The following is a 13,588-nucleotide window of genomic DNA, read 5'->3' as shown; positions in this document are numbered from 1 at the left end:
AAAGTTGCAGAGGGTTTTAAAGAGTCAATGCGAATTGTATTTGATGAGCACCTGAGGCAATGGAATTATACTGCCATTCCTGACGCAACAACTTTATAAGTTGCCTAAGTTATTTCATGCACATTCCTAAACGGATGGCTGTTAATATGCTTTAAACTAAACGGCACCCCTTAAATGAAGCGTATATATTAGCAAGCAAAAAATAGTAAAATACCCTCGATATGCTTCGTTCTTCAGCACATCCTGCCAACTTGAAAAAAACATAATGCTCTCATTTCATTTATAATTTACGTCATGCAACCTACAGAACTTCCTTTACGTGACATACACCTCCCCGATGCAATTAGCTGGTGGCCACCAGCAATAGGTTGGTGGGTATTAGCTGTGCTAGTGCCACTTTGCGGCTATTTACTATTTAGATTATATAAACGCCTCACCCGCAAAACCGCACTAAAATTTGCCAAAAAACAGCTAAAATCACTCAGGACAGATAAACAGCTTAGTAAACAGGAAAAATTAGTCGCTTTGTCCAATTTAATGCGCCGCACTGCGGTTAGCCTTTATCCACGAGAAGAAGTTGCTAGTTTAACCGGCGAAGCTTGGCTCAATTTTCTGGATCAAAGCCTTCCGATTAAGAGCTTTAATAGCGATATCGGTTGGTTATTAACCGATGCGCTTTATAGTCAAGCAGATAACAGCCACTATCTCGCGCCTTTATTTAATTTATGCGAAGCGTGGTTAAACGCACAAAAAGAGCCTAAAACATGATTCATTTTGCTTGGCCCTGGCTATTCCTTGCCCTGCCCCTCCCCTGGTTTATTCGTCGCTTTACACCTGCCGTCAATAATGCGCAACAAGCAGCACTTAAAGTCCCTTTTTTAGATGATTTTAACATCGTACAGAGCCAGCAAGTCGCTCAAGCAAATAAACCATGGGCATTATGGCTTGCTACCTTTGCTTGGTGCTTATTAGTATTAGCCAGTATGCGCCCACAATGGCTAGGTGAGCCGATAGAGCAAGGCGTCAGTGGACGTGATCTAATGTTAGCCGTCGATTTATCCGGTAGTATGGAAGAGCGCGATTTTATTGTTAACGGTCAAGCAGTAGATCGTTTAACGGCAACTAAAGCTGTGGCAAGTGAATTTATCGAACGGCGTATAGGTGACCGTTTAGGACTGATTTTATTTGGTACTAACGCCTATTTACAAGTCCCATTAACGTTTGACCGTAAGACAGTTGCAACCTTATTAAATGAAGCTTTTATTGGCTTAGCGGATGAATATACGGCTATTGGCGATGCCATCGGTTTGGCAGTCAAACGCTTACAATCACAAAACGCCGATAGCCGCGTGTTAATCTTATTAACCGATGGCGCAAATACCGCGGGTAAAGTTTCGCCTATAAAAGCCGCTGAATTAGCAGCTCAATATCATTTAAAAATCTACACTATCGGCATCGGTGCAGATGCAATGACAGTACGTAGTTTTTTTGGCACGCGGAAAGTAAACCCTTCTCGAGATTTAGACGAAAAAACCTTATTAGCCATTGCCGAAAAAACGGGCGGTCGCTATTTTCGAGCCAAAAATACGCAAGACCTCGCACAAATTTATCAAATATTAGACGCACTAGAACCGGTCGAAAAAGATAAGCAATTTTTCCGGCCACGTACTGAGTTATTTTTCTGGCCTTTGGCGTTTGCCTTAATTTTAGCCTCTTTTATTAGCCTTATGCGCTTACGATTTTCATGAACTTTAGCGAATTCCACTTTATTAGACCTTATTGGCTACTAGCCTTACTGCCATTAACTGTTTTTATTTTTTTAACCGTTAGACATAAATTGCGTCAAGGCAATTGGCAAGCGGTTTGTGATCCTGAATTACTACCTTTTATATTACAAGAAAAGGAACTTAAACACAGTCGCGCCCCGCTTATCACATCGAGTTTAGCAGCTATCCTTGCCATTACAGCCTTAGCGGGGCCTACATGGCAACGTGTTCCTACGCCTGTTTTTAGAAATGCATCCGCGCTAGTGATTGCCTTGGACTTATCCCGCTCAATGGATGCGCCTGATATTAAGCCCTCACGCTTAGAACGAGCGCGTTATAAAATTGCCGACTTATTAAAAAAATGCAAAGACGGCCAAACCGCCTTATTAGTTTATGCTGGCTCCGCATTTACTGTAACACCGCTCACCAATGATACGGAAACCATTAACAACCAATTACGCGCTTTAACCACGGATATTATGCCCGCACAAGGCAGCCGAAGTGACTTAGCCATTAAAAAAGCCGTAGAACTATTCAAAAATGCAGGTTTGCAACAAGGGCAAATTTTATTAATCACCGATGATGAACAAATTGAAGATGCCTTTGTTAAGGTAGACCTGCCTGACAACTATCCATTATCAATCTTGGGAGTGGGGACAGTAGAAGGCGCACCCATCACCTTATCACAAGGAGGATTTTTAACCGATGCTAAGGGGGGTATTGTTTTACCCAAACTCAACCCTAAAGCCTTACAAAAAGTCGCACAAGCAGGCGGGGGAATTTATCAACAAATCACCAATAGCAATGCAGATATAGAAGCACTTAGCCACCATTTTGAACAAGATGCCAAACACGGTGAGGTGCTAGAAAATGATTTATTACTAGATAATTGGGTAGAAGCAGGCGTGTGGCTCTTATTACCTTTACTATTGCTTGCCTCACTCTCCTTTAGACGTGGCTTATTAAGCTTACTGTTTATTTTGTTACTGCCCTTCCCAAAAGAAAGCTATGCGCTCGAATGGCAAGACTTATGGCAAACCAAAGAACAACAAGCACAACAAAGCTATTTACAAGGCGATTATCAAAAAGCAGCTGAAAAATTTACCGACCCCGCTTGGCAAGCCGCTGCACAATATAAAGCCGGAACAAAATTAACAGAAAAGGAAGAGCTACCGCCTGCAACAACCGACACCGCACTCTATAACCAAGGCAATGTTCTAGCCAAGTCAGGACAATTAGAAAAAGCCATTAGTGCTTATGAACAAGCATTAAAACTGAACCCTAATAATAAAGATGCTCAATATAATAAAGAGATCGTTGAAAAAGCCTTAGAACAACAAAAACAGCAACAACAAAATAAAGATCAATCAGAACCTGAGCAACAAAAAGATCAACAAGGTGAGCAGTCAGACAAAGACTCTGAACAACAAAATTCGCAAAATCCCGAAGACTCTCAAGACTCAGACAAGCAAAACCAGCAGGATTCTACAAACGACAAAAAACAAAAGGAAGCAGAGCAACAGAAATCTGAAAAGACAGCTAAACCTGAGTCAGAGCAAGAACAAGAACAAGAACAAAAGCCAGCAGAAGAAGCCCAACAAGCCAGTGAAGCTGATTCTCAAGATAATGAACAGCAACAAGCCAATGAACAATGGCTAAAACGTATTCCTGATGATCCATCAGGCTTATTAAAGCGTAAATTCCTTTATCAATACAGCCGACAGAAACAACGCAATAATTCTGGACAACAATGGTAGAGCGAACTTCAGTCCGTTAGTCACAGTAAATATTAACTAAAGTTTCGCATACCCCATAAAAGAAATAGATTATGGGGGGGGCTTTAGCCGCAACTTCATGCAAATCGCGGCTAAAGTCCCTCCCACAAATATCATCATAATTAATAATATTAAAACGGCTTAACAGGAGAAAGTACTATGCAAGTCGCTATGATCGGATTAGGTGCAATAGGTACGGGTATGGCGCGTAATCTTGCCAAAGCTGGCTATTTAACACAGGTTTGGAATCGCACAAACAGCAAAGCACAAGCGTTAGCCAACGAGCTTAATATTCAGGTTGCAGCCTCTATAGATAAGATAGCAGCTCAAGCAGATATTATTCTTATCTGTGTTTCTGCGGACAATGATGTATTGGAGATCATTAACGCGCTATTAACGAGCATTAAGCCCAATACCATTGTGATAGATAGCTCAACAGTCAGTAGCGATACAGCAAAAATCGCGGCACAGCAACTCGCGACCAAACAAGTTAACTTTCTCGATGCGCCCGTATCTGGCGGGGTTGAAGGGGCCAAAAACGGCACTTTAGCAATGATGGTCGGCGGCAAGCAAGACATACTCACTCAAGTCACACCTATTTTAGAAGCGATGTGTGCGCGCATCATTTATATGGGCAGCACTGGATCAGGTCAAGGTACTAAAGCAGTTAATCAAATTATGGCCGCCGGTATCAATCAAGCCGTGACTGAAGCACTTGCCTTTGCACAAGCCGAAGGACTGCCATTAGACAAAGTAATCAATGTCGTCTCTGGTGGCGCGGCTGGTAATTGGTTTTTAAGTCATCGTGGTTTAAGTATGACTCAAGACCATTATGAACCGGGATTTAAACTTGCCTTACATCATAAAGACCTAAAAATATGCCAAACAATGGCAGAAAAAAATTCAGCAGGTTTGCCTTTGGTTGAACTCACTATAAATGATTACGAGCAGTTAATAAGCGAGGGTTTTGGTGCTGAAGATATTTCCGCTTTGTATCGTTTAAAACATAGGCCAAAAGCTTAGATAATGATTTATATATTCTGTCGGAGTGGCTTTAGCCACGAATATCGCGACTAAAGTCGCTCCCACATCATGATATAGCTTAAGACTATGCAAGCCACAATGCGGCGCAGTTATAAAAAGGTGCGATTTTTTGCTACGCAAAAAACATGACGTTTTAAACCATTCGTTAAACTTTATTGTTATGTTTGTTATTCAGCACTAAAATGTGTAGATATACAAAATATTATACACAGAGGTATGATTATGAGAACAAACATTGTAATTGATGATAACTTAATGCTTGATGTGCTTCACGTTACGGGACTTAAAACAAAGAGAGAAGCTGTTGAATTAGGGCTTAAAACTTTGCTTATGTTAAAAAAACAAGATGAGATTAAGCAGTTTAAAGGTAAGTTAAAGTGGGATGATGATTTAGACAGAATGAGAACAGACTAGTGATTATGGTAGACTCGAGTGTTTGGATTGACTATTTTAATGGCAAAGAATGTCCAGAAGTGGTTTATCTAGATGCTATTTTGGGCATAAGACCCGTTGTAATTGGCGATAATATTCTGACAGAAGTTCTTCAAGGCTTTAGGGGGGATAAAGAGTACAAAAAAGCAAAACAGTTATTAACTGCCATACCTTTATTTCAACTTTCAAATAAAACGCTTGCAGTTAAAAGTGCTGATAATTATCGCGCACTTAGAAAAAGAGGTATTACAGTGAGAAAAACTATTGATACGATTATTGCCACTTACTGTATTGAACAGAATATCCAGCTTTTATTTACTGACAGAGACTTTTTACCGTTTGTTGAATTTTTGGACTTAAAGCCAGCGATTTGAACATAACACTGCCTTATAAAAATAGGCTCCCCTAAAACAATTACACCTAAAAACAATTGCGCTTAATTTCCCACAAAAAGTAGTTGTTTTTTGACAACACACAGCAAGAAAAACAGATTTATTTATGTTGATTATCACAAGTATTACATTAACTACTGATAAATAAAGGAATTTATTTTTCATTTAGCCCTTGTAAGGATGAAACTTTACTGCTATTATTTTTACCGTGTCATAAAGTGTTGTTTGAACGGCACATTTTGTTGTAATAATAAAACACTAATATACTTACCCTTGGGGGGGACTATGATTAAAAAAATGAAATTAGCACTGAGTGTAGCAACAGCTGCCCTCGCTTTTGCAGGTTTAACTGCAGCGCCACAAGCAAGCGCAGATGAATTAGGTGATTTAAAAGCAAGAATCGCTAAGTTAGAAAAAGCAGATGCAGAGCAAGTAGCAGCTAGCAAAGATAATATGGTTTTCTTCCGTGGGGGTTATGCAAGAAATGACTACAACCGTTATGGTGATATTTTAACTGATACTGCAGGTATTGGCGGCCAACAAAATGGTAAGCAAGATGGTTGGTATGTTGGTGCAGGTTTTGATTTTAGCTTAAGCGATGACCTTTTTGGCATGCATGATGGCACAGAAATTCTAGCTGAATTAATGTTCGAATATAAAGAATTTGATAGGGCAACAATGTCAGCTGCCGCCTTACCTACAGTACTCAATTCAGTAGTAACCTCTACATTAACTCCAGGCGCTGGAACTGTTACAGTTGGCCAGTTTACACTCACGGCCTCTCCAAAAATAAAATTTTTGAAAGGTAGTGATTTCCGCCCTTGGATTATTCCAGTGGGTCTTTCTCTACATGTCATCAGCCCGCCTTCTGATGGCGTAACAGTATTAGATCCAGGCATGCAATTTGCTGCAGGTGCTGATTACCACGTATGGAATAACATCTATGTTGGTGCTGACATTCGTTACCAACTAACATTTGGGAATTTAGATGGCACGAACACTGAAGGTTTCACAACAGGTGGCTATGTAGGTATTGGCTTCTAAGCAATCGCTTAATGCTATATCCCTACAAAAGGGGAGGCTTTAACGGCCTGCCCTTTTTTTATGCCTGAAAGAAATACGTCCCTTTCGCTTGTGTTAATATAGCCAGCTTTAATGATAGTGCCTACTCAAAATACTGTAGGGCGTGGCTTTAGCCCGCCAGTTTAAGGTCAAAAAGATGGGCTAAAGCCACACCCTACCTCTGATCTTATACAATTCAGGTGTTATTTTAAACGTATAGCTAAGGCACTCGAAAAAATAGACGGATAAGTAAACTATGGCCAAAGTTTGGTTTGTTGGTGCAGGGCCTGGTGACCCTGAACTGATTACACTCAAAGCACAAAAACTCATCGCCCAAGCAGATGCAATTTTATACGCGGGTTCTTTAGTCTCAGAAGCGGCAACTCAATGGGCTAAATCGAGCTGTGCGATAGAAGATTCTAAAGGCATGACTTTAGAAGAAATTACCGATTGGCTAATCAAATATTCCGTCGCTGATGCAACGGTTATTCGCCTGCAAACGGGTGATCCTAGTTTATATGGCGCATTAGTCGAAATGGTACAGCCTTTAGATAAGGCAGGTATCGAGATAGGTGTTGTACCTGGCGTGACTTCAGCGATGGCTTCAGCGGCTGCGGCAATAGAAACACTGACCTTGCCAGAAGTGACGCAAACGGTTATTTTTAGCCGTGTTGAAGGTCGTACCCCCATGCCTGAAGGCGAATCTTTAATCGAGCTGGGGCAGCATCATTGCACGCTCTGCTTATACTTATCGATAACCTTATTAAAGAAAGTGCGCGAAGATTTATTAGCGGCAGGCTGGTCAGATAATGCACCCATTGTAGTTGTACATAAAGCCAGCTGGCCAAACGAGGAACAAGTGATACGCGGTACTTTAGCGACCATTAAAGAGCAATGTAAACAAGCAGGCGTTAATGCGCAAGCAATGATTATTGCCAGCCCTGCTTTAGGTGCAAGGCAATGGACAGAAATTAAAAAATCTAAATTATACGATGCGGAATTTAGTCACCGTTTTCGTAAAGCAATAAAAACACAGGATTAAGTATGGAATACAGTATTTTATTAGTGGGTCACGGCTCAAGAGCTAAACAAGGCAATGTAGAAATTGAAGCGTTTGCCGATCAGTGGCGCACTCTACATCCCGAGTGGCTGATTGATGTGTGCTTTATTGAGTTTGCTGATGTTTTGCTTGATGCAGGCTTTGATCTGGCAGCGAAAAAGTCCAAAAAAGTCATTGTCGTGCCGTTAATTTTAAATGCCGCAGGCCATGTAAAAATGGAAGTCCCTGAGCATTTAGCGGAGGCAAGAAAACGTCATCCTGATGTTGAATTTCTTTATGCGCCTCACCTCGGCGCCAATGAAGCCATTTTAAGCATTATGAAGCGTAGCCTGCTAAAAGTCATGGCAGGCTTAGATATGCCGGACCCAAAATCGACCGGTGTGATTATTTTAGGCCGTGGTTCATCCGATAAAATTGCCAATGGTGAAGTGGCAAAAATGGCACGTTGGTTGTGGGAAGAAACGCAGCACGAACTGGTCGATATTGCGTTTACTGGCATTACTTTTCCCAGATTAGAATCAGCGGTACAAAGGCAGGTTAAATTGGGCATGACGCAGGTTTGTGTCTTACCCTATTATTTATTTACTGGCACTTTGATTGAGCGCATTGATAAGCAAGTCGCTCATTTGCAAGCGCAATATCCACAGATTCGCTTTGGTTTAGGCAAGTATTTTGGTTTTGAACCGGAAATTTTTGCAACGCTAGATGAGCGTGTTTTGGCCTTACTTGAAGATAAGCCCACAAAAATGATGGAATGTGATGGCTGTCATTATCGCCAAATTGCTCAAGAGCATGGCCACGGACATGAACATTAAGACGAGATTTTATTCTTAAATACTCGCACTGCCAGTCCTTCAAGGACTGGCAGTGCTTCATAAGCTAAAGTTTTGGGTTTTATTTAATGTGCATTCCTTAGCGACAAAAGCGGACTAAAGTCCGCCGTACATTTTTACTAAATACTGCCCAATATCTAGCAGATAATGTTGCACTATTAGCGCGTAGTCTTTTTAATATATACGAATTTCAATGTTTTTTCCTAAAGAACTTGCAAATTTTTCAAGTGTTGAAAGTTTTACATCTTCCGCATGGTTTTCTATTCTTGAGATTGCTGATTTTTTTGTACTTAGTCGAACCGCTAGTTCTTCTTGAGTTATACCTGCATTTTCTCTAGCTTCTTTTAGCATAAGTCCAATTTTAAAAGCTTGATAGCCCTCATCAAAATTTAAAGAAAAGTCTTTATCAGATTCTTTTCTTTTACTAATATACTTTTTTAAATCACTCATGATGACTCCTCTCCAGATAATCTTGCTTTCGTTGTTCTGAGAGAAGAATTTCAGATTTAGGTGTCTTTTGTGTTTTCTTTTGAAAGCCATTTGTTAACACGATAAAATTCCCTTGATTGAAGAAACCTAAAAATCTAAAAATATTATTTCCCACTTGTACTCGGATTTCCCAAATATTCTTGGTACTCACAAGTTTCTTAAGATATGTTGTCGGAACTTGTTCTAGTTCCTCAACTGCTTGCATTACCCAAGCTACTTTTTGTGCTTGTTTACCATCCAAAGTATCAAGAAAATCTTCCACAGGGCATTCACCCGATTTAGTTCTATAAAATAATATTTCTCTCATATAAGAAATGTTAACTTATAAGTGAACTACTTTCAAATTTGAGATTTTACGTTCATAGCTGATTGAATTTAGCTTTTGTAAAAATACAGGTTCAATCAATACGATCCTCTATTTAACCGCTTCATCTATTGCTTGTTTCTGTTTATCCATTCCTGCTTGCAGCATTTTTTCAACTTCTTTTGCCTTTTCAAGGGCTTTCACTTGTTCATTAAAGACAGGTAACTCAGTAGATGACTTGGCAGCCGTTGGTTTATTATCTTCACCAGAACACCCGGTCATTAAGATCAATGGTAAGAATAATATTAAACTATATTTTTTCAGCATGGTGTTTACCTTAAAAGTTAGCTTGAGCAAGTGCTTTACTACAAGCTGATTAATGATGACTGTGTGCTTTAGCCTGTTCTCTCACTAAGCGAGGAAATTTTTCTGCGGCAAATTCCGTATGGCACTCTACGCAAGCACTGCTAAGTTTATAGACATAAAAATTAACAATATCTGGATTTTTCATTTCTGCTCCATGCGCTAACATGCCCGCTGATTCGTGAAAGGCTTGATCTAACTGAATAAATCTTGCGGGTAATGATTTATGCAAGCTATGGCGTTGTTCTGGCGTTAATTTTTGTTTTAACAAATAGCTTTGTTCAATATGTCTACCTATTTTTGCAATTTGATCCCATTCACCACGAGCTATGGCTGGAATTAATGCTGTTACACCTTGTTCAATGGCTTGCATTTCCTGCTGTAATAATTGTTGTATATCTTTGTTTAAATGAATTGTTTTTATATGTGCAGCGGGCTGAACGGCTTCGCGGGTAATATGAAAACTGCTACAAGCAGAAATAAAGAGCGGGAAAACAAATAAGCTCAATTGAATATATGATTTCATCTGATACCTTGTCAATTAAAAGAGAAATAAAGAGGGTAAGTACGCGTTTTCGACTTACCCTCTACACTTTATAGTACCGCAGTCATGATGATTGCTGTCAGCGCACTAGAAATAATCGCAGTGACTACAACAGTCATTAAGGTATTGCAATTCGCTCCCTCACTAAATGGCTCAACACCTTCAATAATGGCATTAACCGCTTTTATTTTGCCATTTTCTTCCGTTAAATCATAATGAATCACATCGCCTATACGCGGGCGACGACTCATATTATTTAATGAGGAAATATGAATAAAAACGTCATCTTCTTTGTTATCACTTTTCGTTCTGATAAAGCCAAAGCCTCGATCATCTTTCCATGCTGCAATGGTTCCTGTTTCTGTTTGTGTTGCCATAGGTAAAACCTCTTTCGTCTTTACGTTACTTTATTATGTTGTTTCTAGCACCTGATGATAAATATAATCGGCAACAGGCACGCCACCGAGAAAATGTTCTGCAATAATTCTATCTAATTTTTCGCTGGTAACATCATAATACCAGACTCCATCGGGTTGCACGCAAATAAGAGGACCTGATTTACAGGTACCAAAACAGGTGGCTCGGCTCCGTTTGACCCGTAAGTCACCTGCATTCAAGCCTGCTTGTTTGAATTTATGACTTAACTGATCATAAAGTGCCTGCCCTTCACCGTTAGGGCTACAGCGCTCGCCAATACAAACGATTAGGTGGCGTCTATAATCCATCATTTTTGGTTTAATGGCTTCTGTCATTGCTTGATTCCTCCTACTAATGCTTGCCATGTTTGTGTGTAAGTAGCTAATTGATTGGCACTAAACTCACCTTTTTCTTTCATCATTAATAACCTAAAAACAAGATGCCCTTTGTTATCAATAAAGTTTACGCCATAAGATTTATTATCGCGGCTGGCTAAATAAGCGGCAGCCACTTTGCTCCAGTTGATATGACAGTGAAAAGCATCAGTTTCTATATTTAACCAATCCCCGCGCAGCTGAAAATCTTGCGCCTGCAAAAACAACTCGCTGACAGCACCCGCTTCGGCACGAATAATGCCACGTAAACGCCCCCAACTTTGGCATGCACTAACAACATCATTTAATTTATCTTGTGCGACAAGCACGGCTTTATGTTCCCCTGCGCTTTCACCGGCGGCAATGGCCGCTAATACTTCACCCATCACTACGCCAAAATAGTCCGCAATTTTTTCTAAAGTTAAGCCTGGATTGTCTTGTACATACTGGCGTAAACAAGCGTACCAACCTTCTAAGCCCATCGACAAGGAAACACCGGCTTGCTCACCTTCTTTTGTCGCGCCTGTCAGACTATTGTATTTATTCGCATAACCACGCGGTGTAATCATTAAACCTGCTTTAATAAAGGTCGATGAATTACCAATTAATACCGTGGTTAACATGCCAATATCACATTCAGCCATTTCATCTAAACGCACTAATTGTACTGATTGACGGCGGCGATAAGCGGATTTTACAATCGCAACAGGCGTATCTGGCTTGCGATAGCGCAATAAAATTTCTTGTGCTTGAACAATTTGCTGGGTACGACGACCGCTTTTTGGGTTATATAAGGCAAGCACAAAATCTGCATTGCCTGCAGCCTCTATACGCCGTGCAATCACTGGCCACGGGGTTAATAAATCAGATAAAGAAATAGAGCAGAAATCATGCGTTAATGGCGCGCCAACCAAAGAAGCACAAGCGGAAAGTGCGGTACTGCCAGGGACAATTTCTACTTGGATCTCATCATTGGGTGTCCAGCCAGCTTGCAACAAGACTTCATAGGTTGGCCCAGCCATACCATAAACACCAATATCTCCAGAAGATATTAAGGAGACAACTTTGCCCAGCTTTGCTTGCTCATAAGCTTCAATACAACGGTCAATCTCTTCCGTCATGCCTTTTTTGATAATTTCCTTGCCATCAAGTAAATCTTTAACTAATTTTATATAGGTTGTATAACCAATGACTACATCAGACTCAGCAATGGCAGATTTGGCTTTATAAGACATATGCTCTTCTGAGCCGGGACCAAATCCTACTAAATAAATTTTTCCACTCATGTATTTTCTCTCATTCGGACGATGGATACGGTGGCATTTTTACCTTCGTCGCCACGGTATTTGTATTTTTCGACTAATAAACCTGACATATCGCTATGCGCCGCTAAAATAGCAGCCGCTTCCGATACCGATGGCGTGCCCATATACTTCATAACCACTGCAGAGGGGCTAGGCACATCAACTGTAGCTAACTGTTCAGCGGGATAAAAAGCTAAAGACCAAGCGTGTAATTTTGCTAATTGTAATAACGCTACTTCGTCTTGTTTTTTATCTATACTGGCTAATTGTATTATTTGATCGCGCGTTAACCCTGCCGAAGCGAGTGCTTTATCGATAGCATTTTCTAGCGTACTTAATGGCGTATTACGATCACAACCTATGCCTAAAACAAGCTTCATTCCGGCACTCGATAAACAACCAAACGTTCCTCTAGGTCAGCCCAAAGTTGATCAGAAATCACTTGATTAGTCACCCACAATATCGCCTTAAATTGGCTTAAATCAACCTCATCAAAACGCTCAAATAAGTGGATTGTTTGCGGTAAAGGCGTACTACGCGTCCACCAGTTTTTGCTACCGAGCTCTTGAATAAAAGCGATGGGCTCTTCATTGACGACATGAGCAGAAACACGGGTGATATTAATTTTCGGCGCTTCGACTTGCCAACCCAGTTCGCGCCCTAAAATATCCACAGGAATGGTTTTACCAACATCAGAAGCTGTGGTTAAAACAGGCGTGGCTGATAATAAGTCGGCAATCATTTCTGCATAAGCATTAGCGCCACCAACATGCCCAGAAAGTACGGGGATAACAAACTGTCCCGCATCATCGACAACAATAATGCCAGGATCTTCATCTTTTGACTTTAAAAAAGGTGCGATTAAACGTACCACAGCACCTAAAGATACAAAAAAAACAATTTGATCGTAATTCTGAAATAAAGCTGAGATTTGTGCCCGAAAAGGGCCAGTATAAAACTGTGTGGGGTTGCTGGTATTGGCAAAGGTTGCGCTAAATTTTTCTGAGACTAAAACATCGGCATCAGGTAATTTCTCTGCGAGTTGAGCGACTTGGTGTGCGCCATGTTTGGTAATGGCAACCAGAACGATTTTTGCTGAGGACATAGATTTACAGGGAAATGAAAAAATAAATATTATAACCCAGTAAAACAGTAGGAAAAGAAAAAGCATCAAGACGATGCTTTTTCTTGGATAGACTTAGGAATGCATATTAAATAAAACCCGAAGCTTTAGCTTATGAAGCACCGCCAGCCTTTAAAGGGTAGCGGTGCTTTCGGATATTATTGGAGTTTGATCCCTTAGGAATGAGCACAAATTAATTTAGGCAAGTTCAATTTAAGAATTATAATGATGCAACTCATAAACTTTATTTAAAATCGACCCAAGATAAAACCTTACTCAAAAGAAATTGAAGCGCAGATGCGAGAA

The 13,588-nt window shown here is 40.4% G+C and carries 18 protein-coding genes; 9 read left to right on the top strand and 9 right to left on the bottom strand.

Annotated elements, in window-relative coordinates; translation table 11 throughout:
• The first annotated feature begins 294 nt into the window (after positions 1 to 294).
• The 9 genes from BQ7314_RS11955 to BQ7314_RS11915 all read left to right on the top strand — a co-directional run bounded on the left by BQ7314_RS11955 (position 295) and on the right by BQ7314_RS11915 (position 8,346).
• Positions 295 to 768, top strand: coding sequence for a DUF4381 domain-containing protein (locus tag BQ7314_RS11955; protein ID WP_174483921.1), 474 nt, complete (start codon positions 295 to 297; stop codon positions 766 to 768).
• Positions 765 to 1,748, top strand: a complete 984-nt coding sequence (locus BQ7314_RS11950) for a vWA domain-containing protein (protein WP_174483920.1) — start codon at positions 765 to 767, stop codon at positions 1,746 to 1,748. The genes BQ7314_RS11955 and BQ7314_RS11950 overlap by 4 nt, the downstream gene beginning before the upstream one ends.
• Positions 1,745 to 3,523, top strand: a complete 1,779-nt coding sequence (locus BQ7314_RS11945; RefSeq protein WP_174483919.1) for a VWA domain-containing protein — start codon at positions 1,745 to 1,747, stop codon at positions 3,521 to 3,523. The genes BQ7314_RS11950 and BQ7314_RS11945 overlap by 4 nt, the downstream gene beginning before the upstream one ends.
• A gap of 177 nt (positions 3,524 to 3,700) precedes the next feature.
• Positions 3,701 to 4,564, top strand: a complete 864-nt coding sequence (locus BQ7314_RS11940; RefSeq protein WP_174483918.1) for an NAD(P)-dependent oxidoreductase — start codon at positions 3,701 to 3,703, stop codon at positions 4,562 to 4,564.
• Between the two features lie 243 nt (positions 4,565 to 4,807).
• Complete coding sequence (locus BQ7314_RS11935) at positions 4,808 to 4,999, top strand: type II toxin-antitoxin system VapB family antitoxin (RefSeq protein ID WP_174483917.1); 192 nt, start codon at positions 4,808 to 4,810, stop codon at positions 4,997 to 4,999.
• The gene (vapC, locus tag BQ7314_RS11930) at positions 4,999 to 5,391 is read left to right on the top strand and encodes a type II toxin-antitoxin system VapC family toxin (RefSeq protein WP_174483916.1); all 393 of its coding nucleotides are present in this window, start codon (positions 4,999 to 5,001) and stop codon (positions 5,389 to 5,391) included. The genes BQ7314_RS11935 and vapC overlap by 1 nt, the downstream gene beginning before the upstream one ends.
• A gap of 303 nt (positions 5,392 to 5,694) precedes the next feature.
• The gene (locus BQ7314_RS11925) at positions 5,695 to 6,453 is read left to right on the top strand and encodes a chorismate mutase family protein (protein WP_174483915.1); all 759 of its coding nucleotides are present in this window, start codon (positions 5,695 to 5,697) and stop codon (positions 6,451 to 6,453) included.
• A gap of 274 nt (positions 6,454 to 6,727) precedes the next feature.
• Positions 6,728 to 7,513, top strand: a complete 786-nt coding sequence (gene cobM, locus BQ7314_RS11920) for a precorrin-4 C(11)-methyltransferase (RefSeq protein WP_174483914.1) — start codon at positions 6,728 to 6,730, stop codon at positions 7,511 to 7,513.
• Positions 7,514 to 7,515: 2 nt separating this feature from the next.
• A complete protein-coding gene (locus BQ7314_RS11915) occupies positions 7,516 to 8,346 on the top strand; it encodes a sirohydrochlorin chelatase (RefSeq protein ID WP_174483913.1) in 831 nt (276 codons plus the stop codon).
• A 192-nt stretch (positions 8,347 to 8,538) separates the two neighbouring features.
• Here the strand turns inward: BQ7314_RS11915 and BQ7314_RS11910 are convergent, their stop codons facing one another.
• The 9 genes from BQ7314_RS11910 to BQ7314_RS11870 all read right to left on the bottom strand — a co-directional run bounded on the left by BQ7314_RS11910 (position 8,539) and on the right by BQ7314_RS11870 (position 13,264).
• Complete coding sequence (locus tag BQ7314_RS11910; protein WP_174483912.1) at positions 8,539 to 8,814, bottom strand: helix-turn-helix domain-containing protein; 276 nt, start codon at positions 8,812 to 8,814, stop codon at positions 8,539 to 8,541.
• A complete protein-coding gene (locus BQ7314_RS11905; RefSeq protein ID WP_174483911.1) occupies positions 8,807 to 9,160 on the bottom strand; it encodes a type II toxin-antitoxin system RelE/ParE family toxin in 354 nt (117 codons plus the stop codon). Before BQ7314_RS11905 ends, BQ7314_RS11910 begins: the two co-directional genes overlap by 8 nt.
• Before the next feature lie 108 nt (positions 9,161 to 9,268).
• Positions 9,269 to 9,484 carry a hypothetical protein gene (locus tag BQ7314_RS11900; RefSeq protein ID WP_174483910.1) on the bottom strand — a complete coding sequence of 72 codons (216 nt, stop codon included), beginning with the start codon at positions 9,482 to 9,484 and terminating at the stop codon, positions 9,269 to 9,271.
• A gap of 49 nt (positions 9,485 to 9,533) precedes the next feature.
• Positions 9,534 to 10,046, bottom strand: a complete 513-nt coding sequence (locus tag BQ7314_RS11895; protein WP_174483909.1) for a hypothetical protein — start codon at positions 10,044 to 10,046, stop codon at positions 9,534 to 9,536.
• A gap of 68 nt (positions 10,047 to 10,114) precedes the next feature.
• Positions 10,115 to 10,441 carry a cold shock domain-containing protein gene (locus BQ7314_RS11890; RefSeq protein ID WP_174483908.1) on the bottom strand — a complete coding sequence of 109 codons (327 nt, stop codon included), beginning with the start codon at positions 10,439 to 10,441 and terminating at the stop codon, positions 10,115 to 10,117.
• Between the two features lie 33 nt (positions 10,442 to 10,474).
• Positions 10,475 to 10,816, bottom strand: a complete 342-nt coding sequence (locus tag BQ7314_RS11885; RefSeq protein ID WP_174483907.1) for a (2Fe-2S) ferredoxin domain-containing protein — start codon at positions 10,814 to 10,816, stop codon at positions 10,475 to 10,477.
• Complete coding sequence (gene cobJ / locus BQ7314_RS11880) at positions 10,813 to 12,141, bottom strand: precorrin-3B C(17)-methyltransferase (protein ID WP_174483906.1); 1,329 nt, start codon at positions 12,139 to 12,141, stop codon at positions 10,813 to 10,815. Before cobJ ends, BQ7314_RS11885 begins: the two co-directional genes overlap by 4 nt.
• A complete protein-coding gene (locus BQ7314_RS11875; RefSeq protein WP_174483905.1) occupies positions 12,138 to 12,539 on the bottom strand; it encodes a cobalamin biosynthesis protein in 402 nt (133 codons plus the stop codon). The genes cobJ and BQ7314_RS11875 overlap by 4 nt, the downstream gene beginning before the upstream one ends.
• On the bottom strand, positions 12,536 to 13,264 hold the full coding sequence (locus BQ7314_RS11870) for a cobalamin biosynthesis central domain-containing protein (RefSeq protein ID WP_174483904.1): 729 nt from the start codon (positions 13,262 to 13,264) through the stop codon (positions 12,536 to 12,538). Before BQ7314_RS11870 ends, BQ7314_RS11875 begins: the two co-directional genes overlap by 4 nt.
• Between the last annotated feature and the right edge of the window lie 324 nt (positions 13,265 to 13,588).

Source organism: methanotrophic endosymbiont of Bathymodiolus puteoserpentis (Logatchev) (assembly GCF_900128525.1).
Classification (GTDB): domain Bacteria; phylum Pseudomonadota; class Gammaproteobacteria; order Methylococcales; family Methylomonadaceae; genus Methyloprofundus.
The sequence above is the reverse complement of the archived record's forward strand: the minus strand, read 5'-3'. Positions and strand labels throughout refer to the sequence as shown.

Excerpts from the sequence above, each read along its gene's own strand:
- BQ7314_RS11900 (WP_174483910.1), bottom strand. The coding sequence starts at position 9,484 with ATGCTGAAAAAATATAGTTTAATATTATTCTTACCATTGATCTTAATG.
- BQ7314_RS11950 (WP_174483920.1), top strand. The coding sequence starts at position 765 with ATGATTCATTTTGCTTGGCCCTGGCTATTCCTTGCCCTGCCCCTCCCC.
- BQ7314_RS11945 (WP_174483919.1), top strand. The coding sequence starts at position 1,745 with ATGAACTTTAGCGAATTCCACTTTATTAGACCTTATTGGCTACTAGCC.
- cobJ (WP_174483906.1), bottom strand. The coding sequence starts at position 12,141 with ATGAGTGGAAAAATTTATTTAGTAGGATTTGGTCCCGGCTCAGAAGAG.
- BQ7314_RS11905 (WP_174483911.1), bottom strand. The coding sequence starts at position 9,160 with ATGAGAGAAATATTATTTTATAGAACTAAATCGGGTGAATGCCCTGTG.
- BQ7314_RS11910 (WP_174483912.1), bottom strand. The coding sequence starts at position 8,814 with ATGAGTGATTTAAAAAAGTATATTAGTAAAAGAAAAGAATCTGATAAA.
- BQ7314_RS11870 (WP_174483904.1), bottom strand. The coding sequence starts at position 13,264 with ATGTCCTCAGCAAAAATCGTTCTGGTTGCCATTACCAAACATGGCGCA.
- BQ7314_RS11935 (WP_174483917.1), top strand. The coding sequence starts at position 4,808 with ATGAGAACAAACATTGTAATTGATGATAACTTAATGCTTGATGTGCTT.
- BQ7314_RS11955 (WP_174483921.1), top strand. The coding sequence starts at position 295 with ATGCAACCTACAGAACTTCCTTTACGTGACATACACCTCCCCGATGCA.
- BQ7314_RS11915 (WP_174483913.1), top strand. The coding sequence starts at position 7,516 with ATGGAATACAGTATTTTATTAGTGGGTCACGGCTCAAGAGCTAAACAA.
- BQ7314_RS11895 (WP_174483909.1), bottom strand. The coding sequence starts at position 10,046 with ATGAAATCATATATTCAATTGAGCTTATTTGTTTTCCCGCTCTTTATT.
- BQ7314_RS11875 (WP_174483905.1), bottom strand. The coding sequence starts at position 12,539 with ATGAAGCTTGTTTTAGGCATAGGTTGTGATCGTAATACGCCATTAAGT.
- cobM (WP_174483914.1), top strand. The coding sequence starts at position 6,728 with ATGGCCAAAGTTTGGTTTGTTGGTGCAGGGCCTGGTGACCCTGAACTG.
- BQ7314_RS11925 (WP_174483915.1), top strand. The coding sequence starts at position 5,695 with ATGATTAAAAAAATGAAATTAGCACTGAGTGTAGCAACAGCTGCCCTC.
- BQ7314_RS11940 (WP_174483918.1), top strand. The coding sequence starts at position 3,701 with ATGCAAGTCGCTATGATCGGATTAGGTGCAATAGGTACGGGTATGGCG.
- BQ7314_RS11890 (WP_174483908.1), bottom strand. The coding sequence starts at position 10,441 with ATGGCAACACAAACAGAAACAGGAACCATTGCAGCATGGAAAGATGAT.
- BQ7314_RS11885 (WP_174483907.1), bottom strand. The coding sequence starts at position 10,816 with ATGACAGAAGCCATTAAACCAAAAATGATGGATTATAGACGCCACCTA.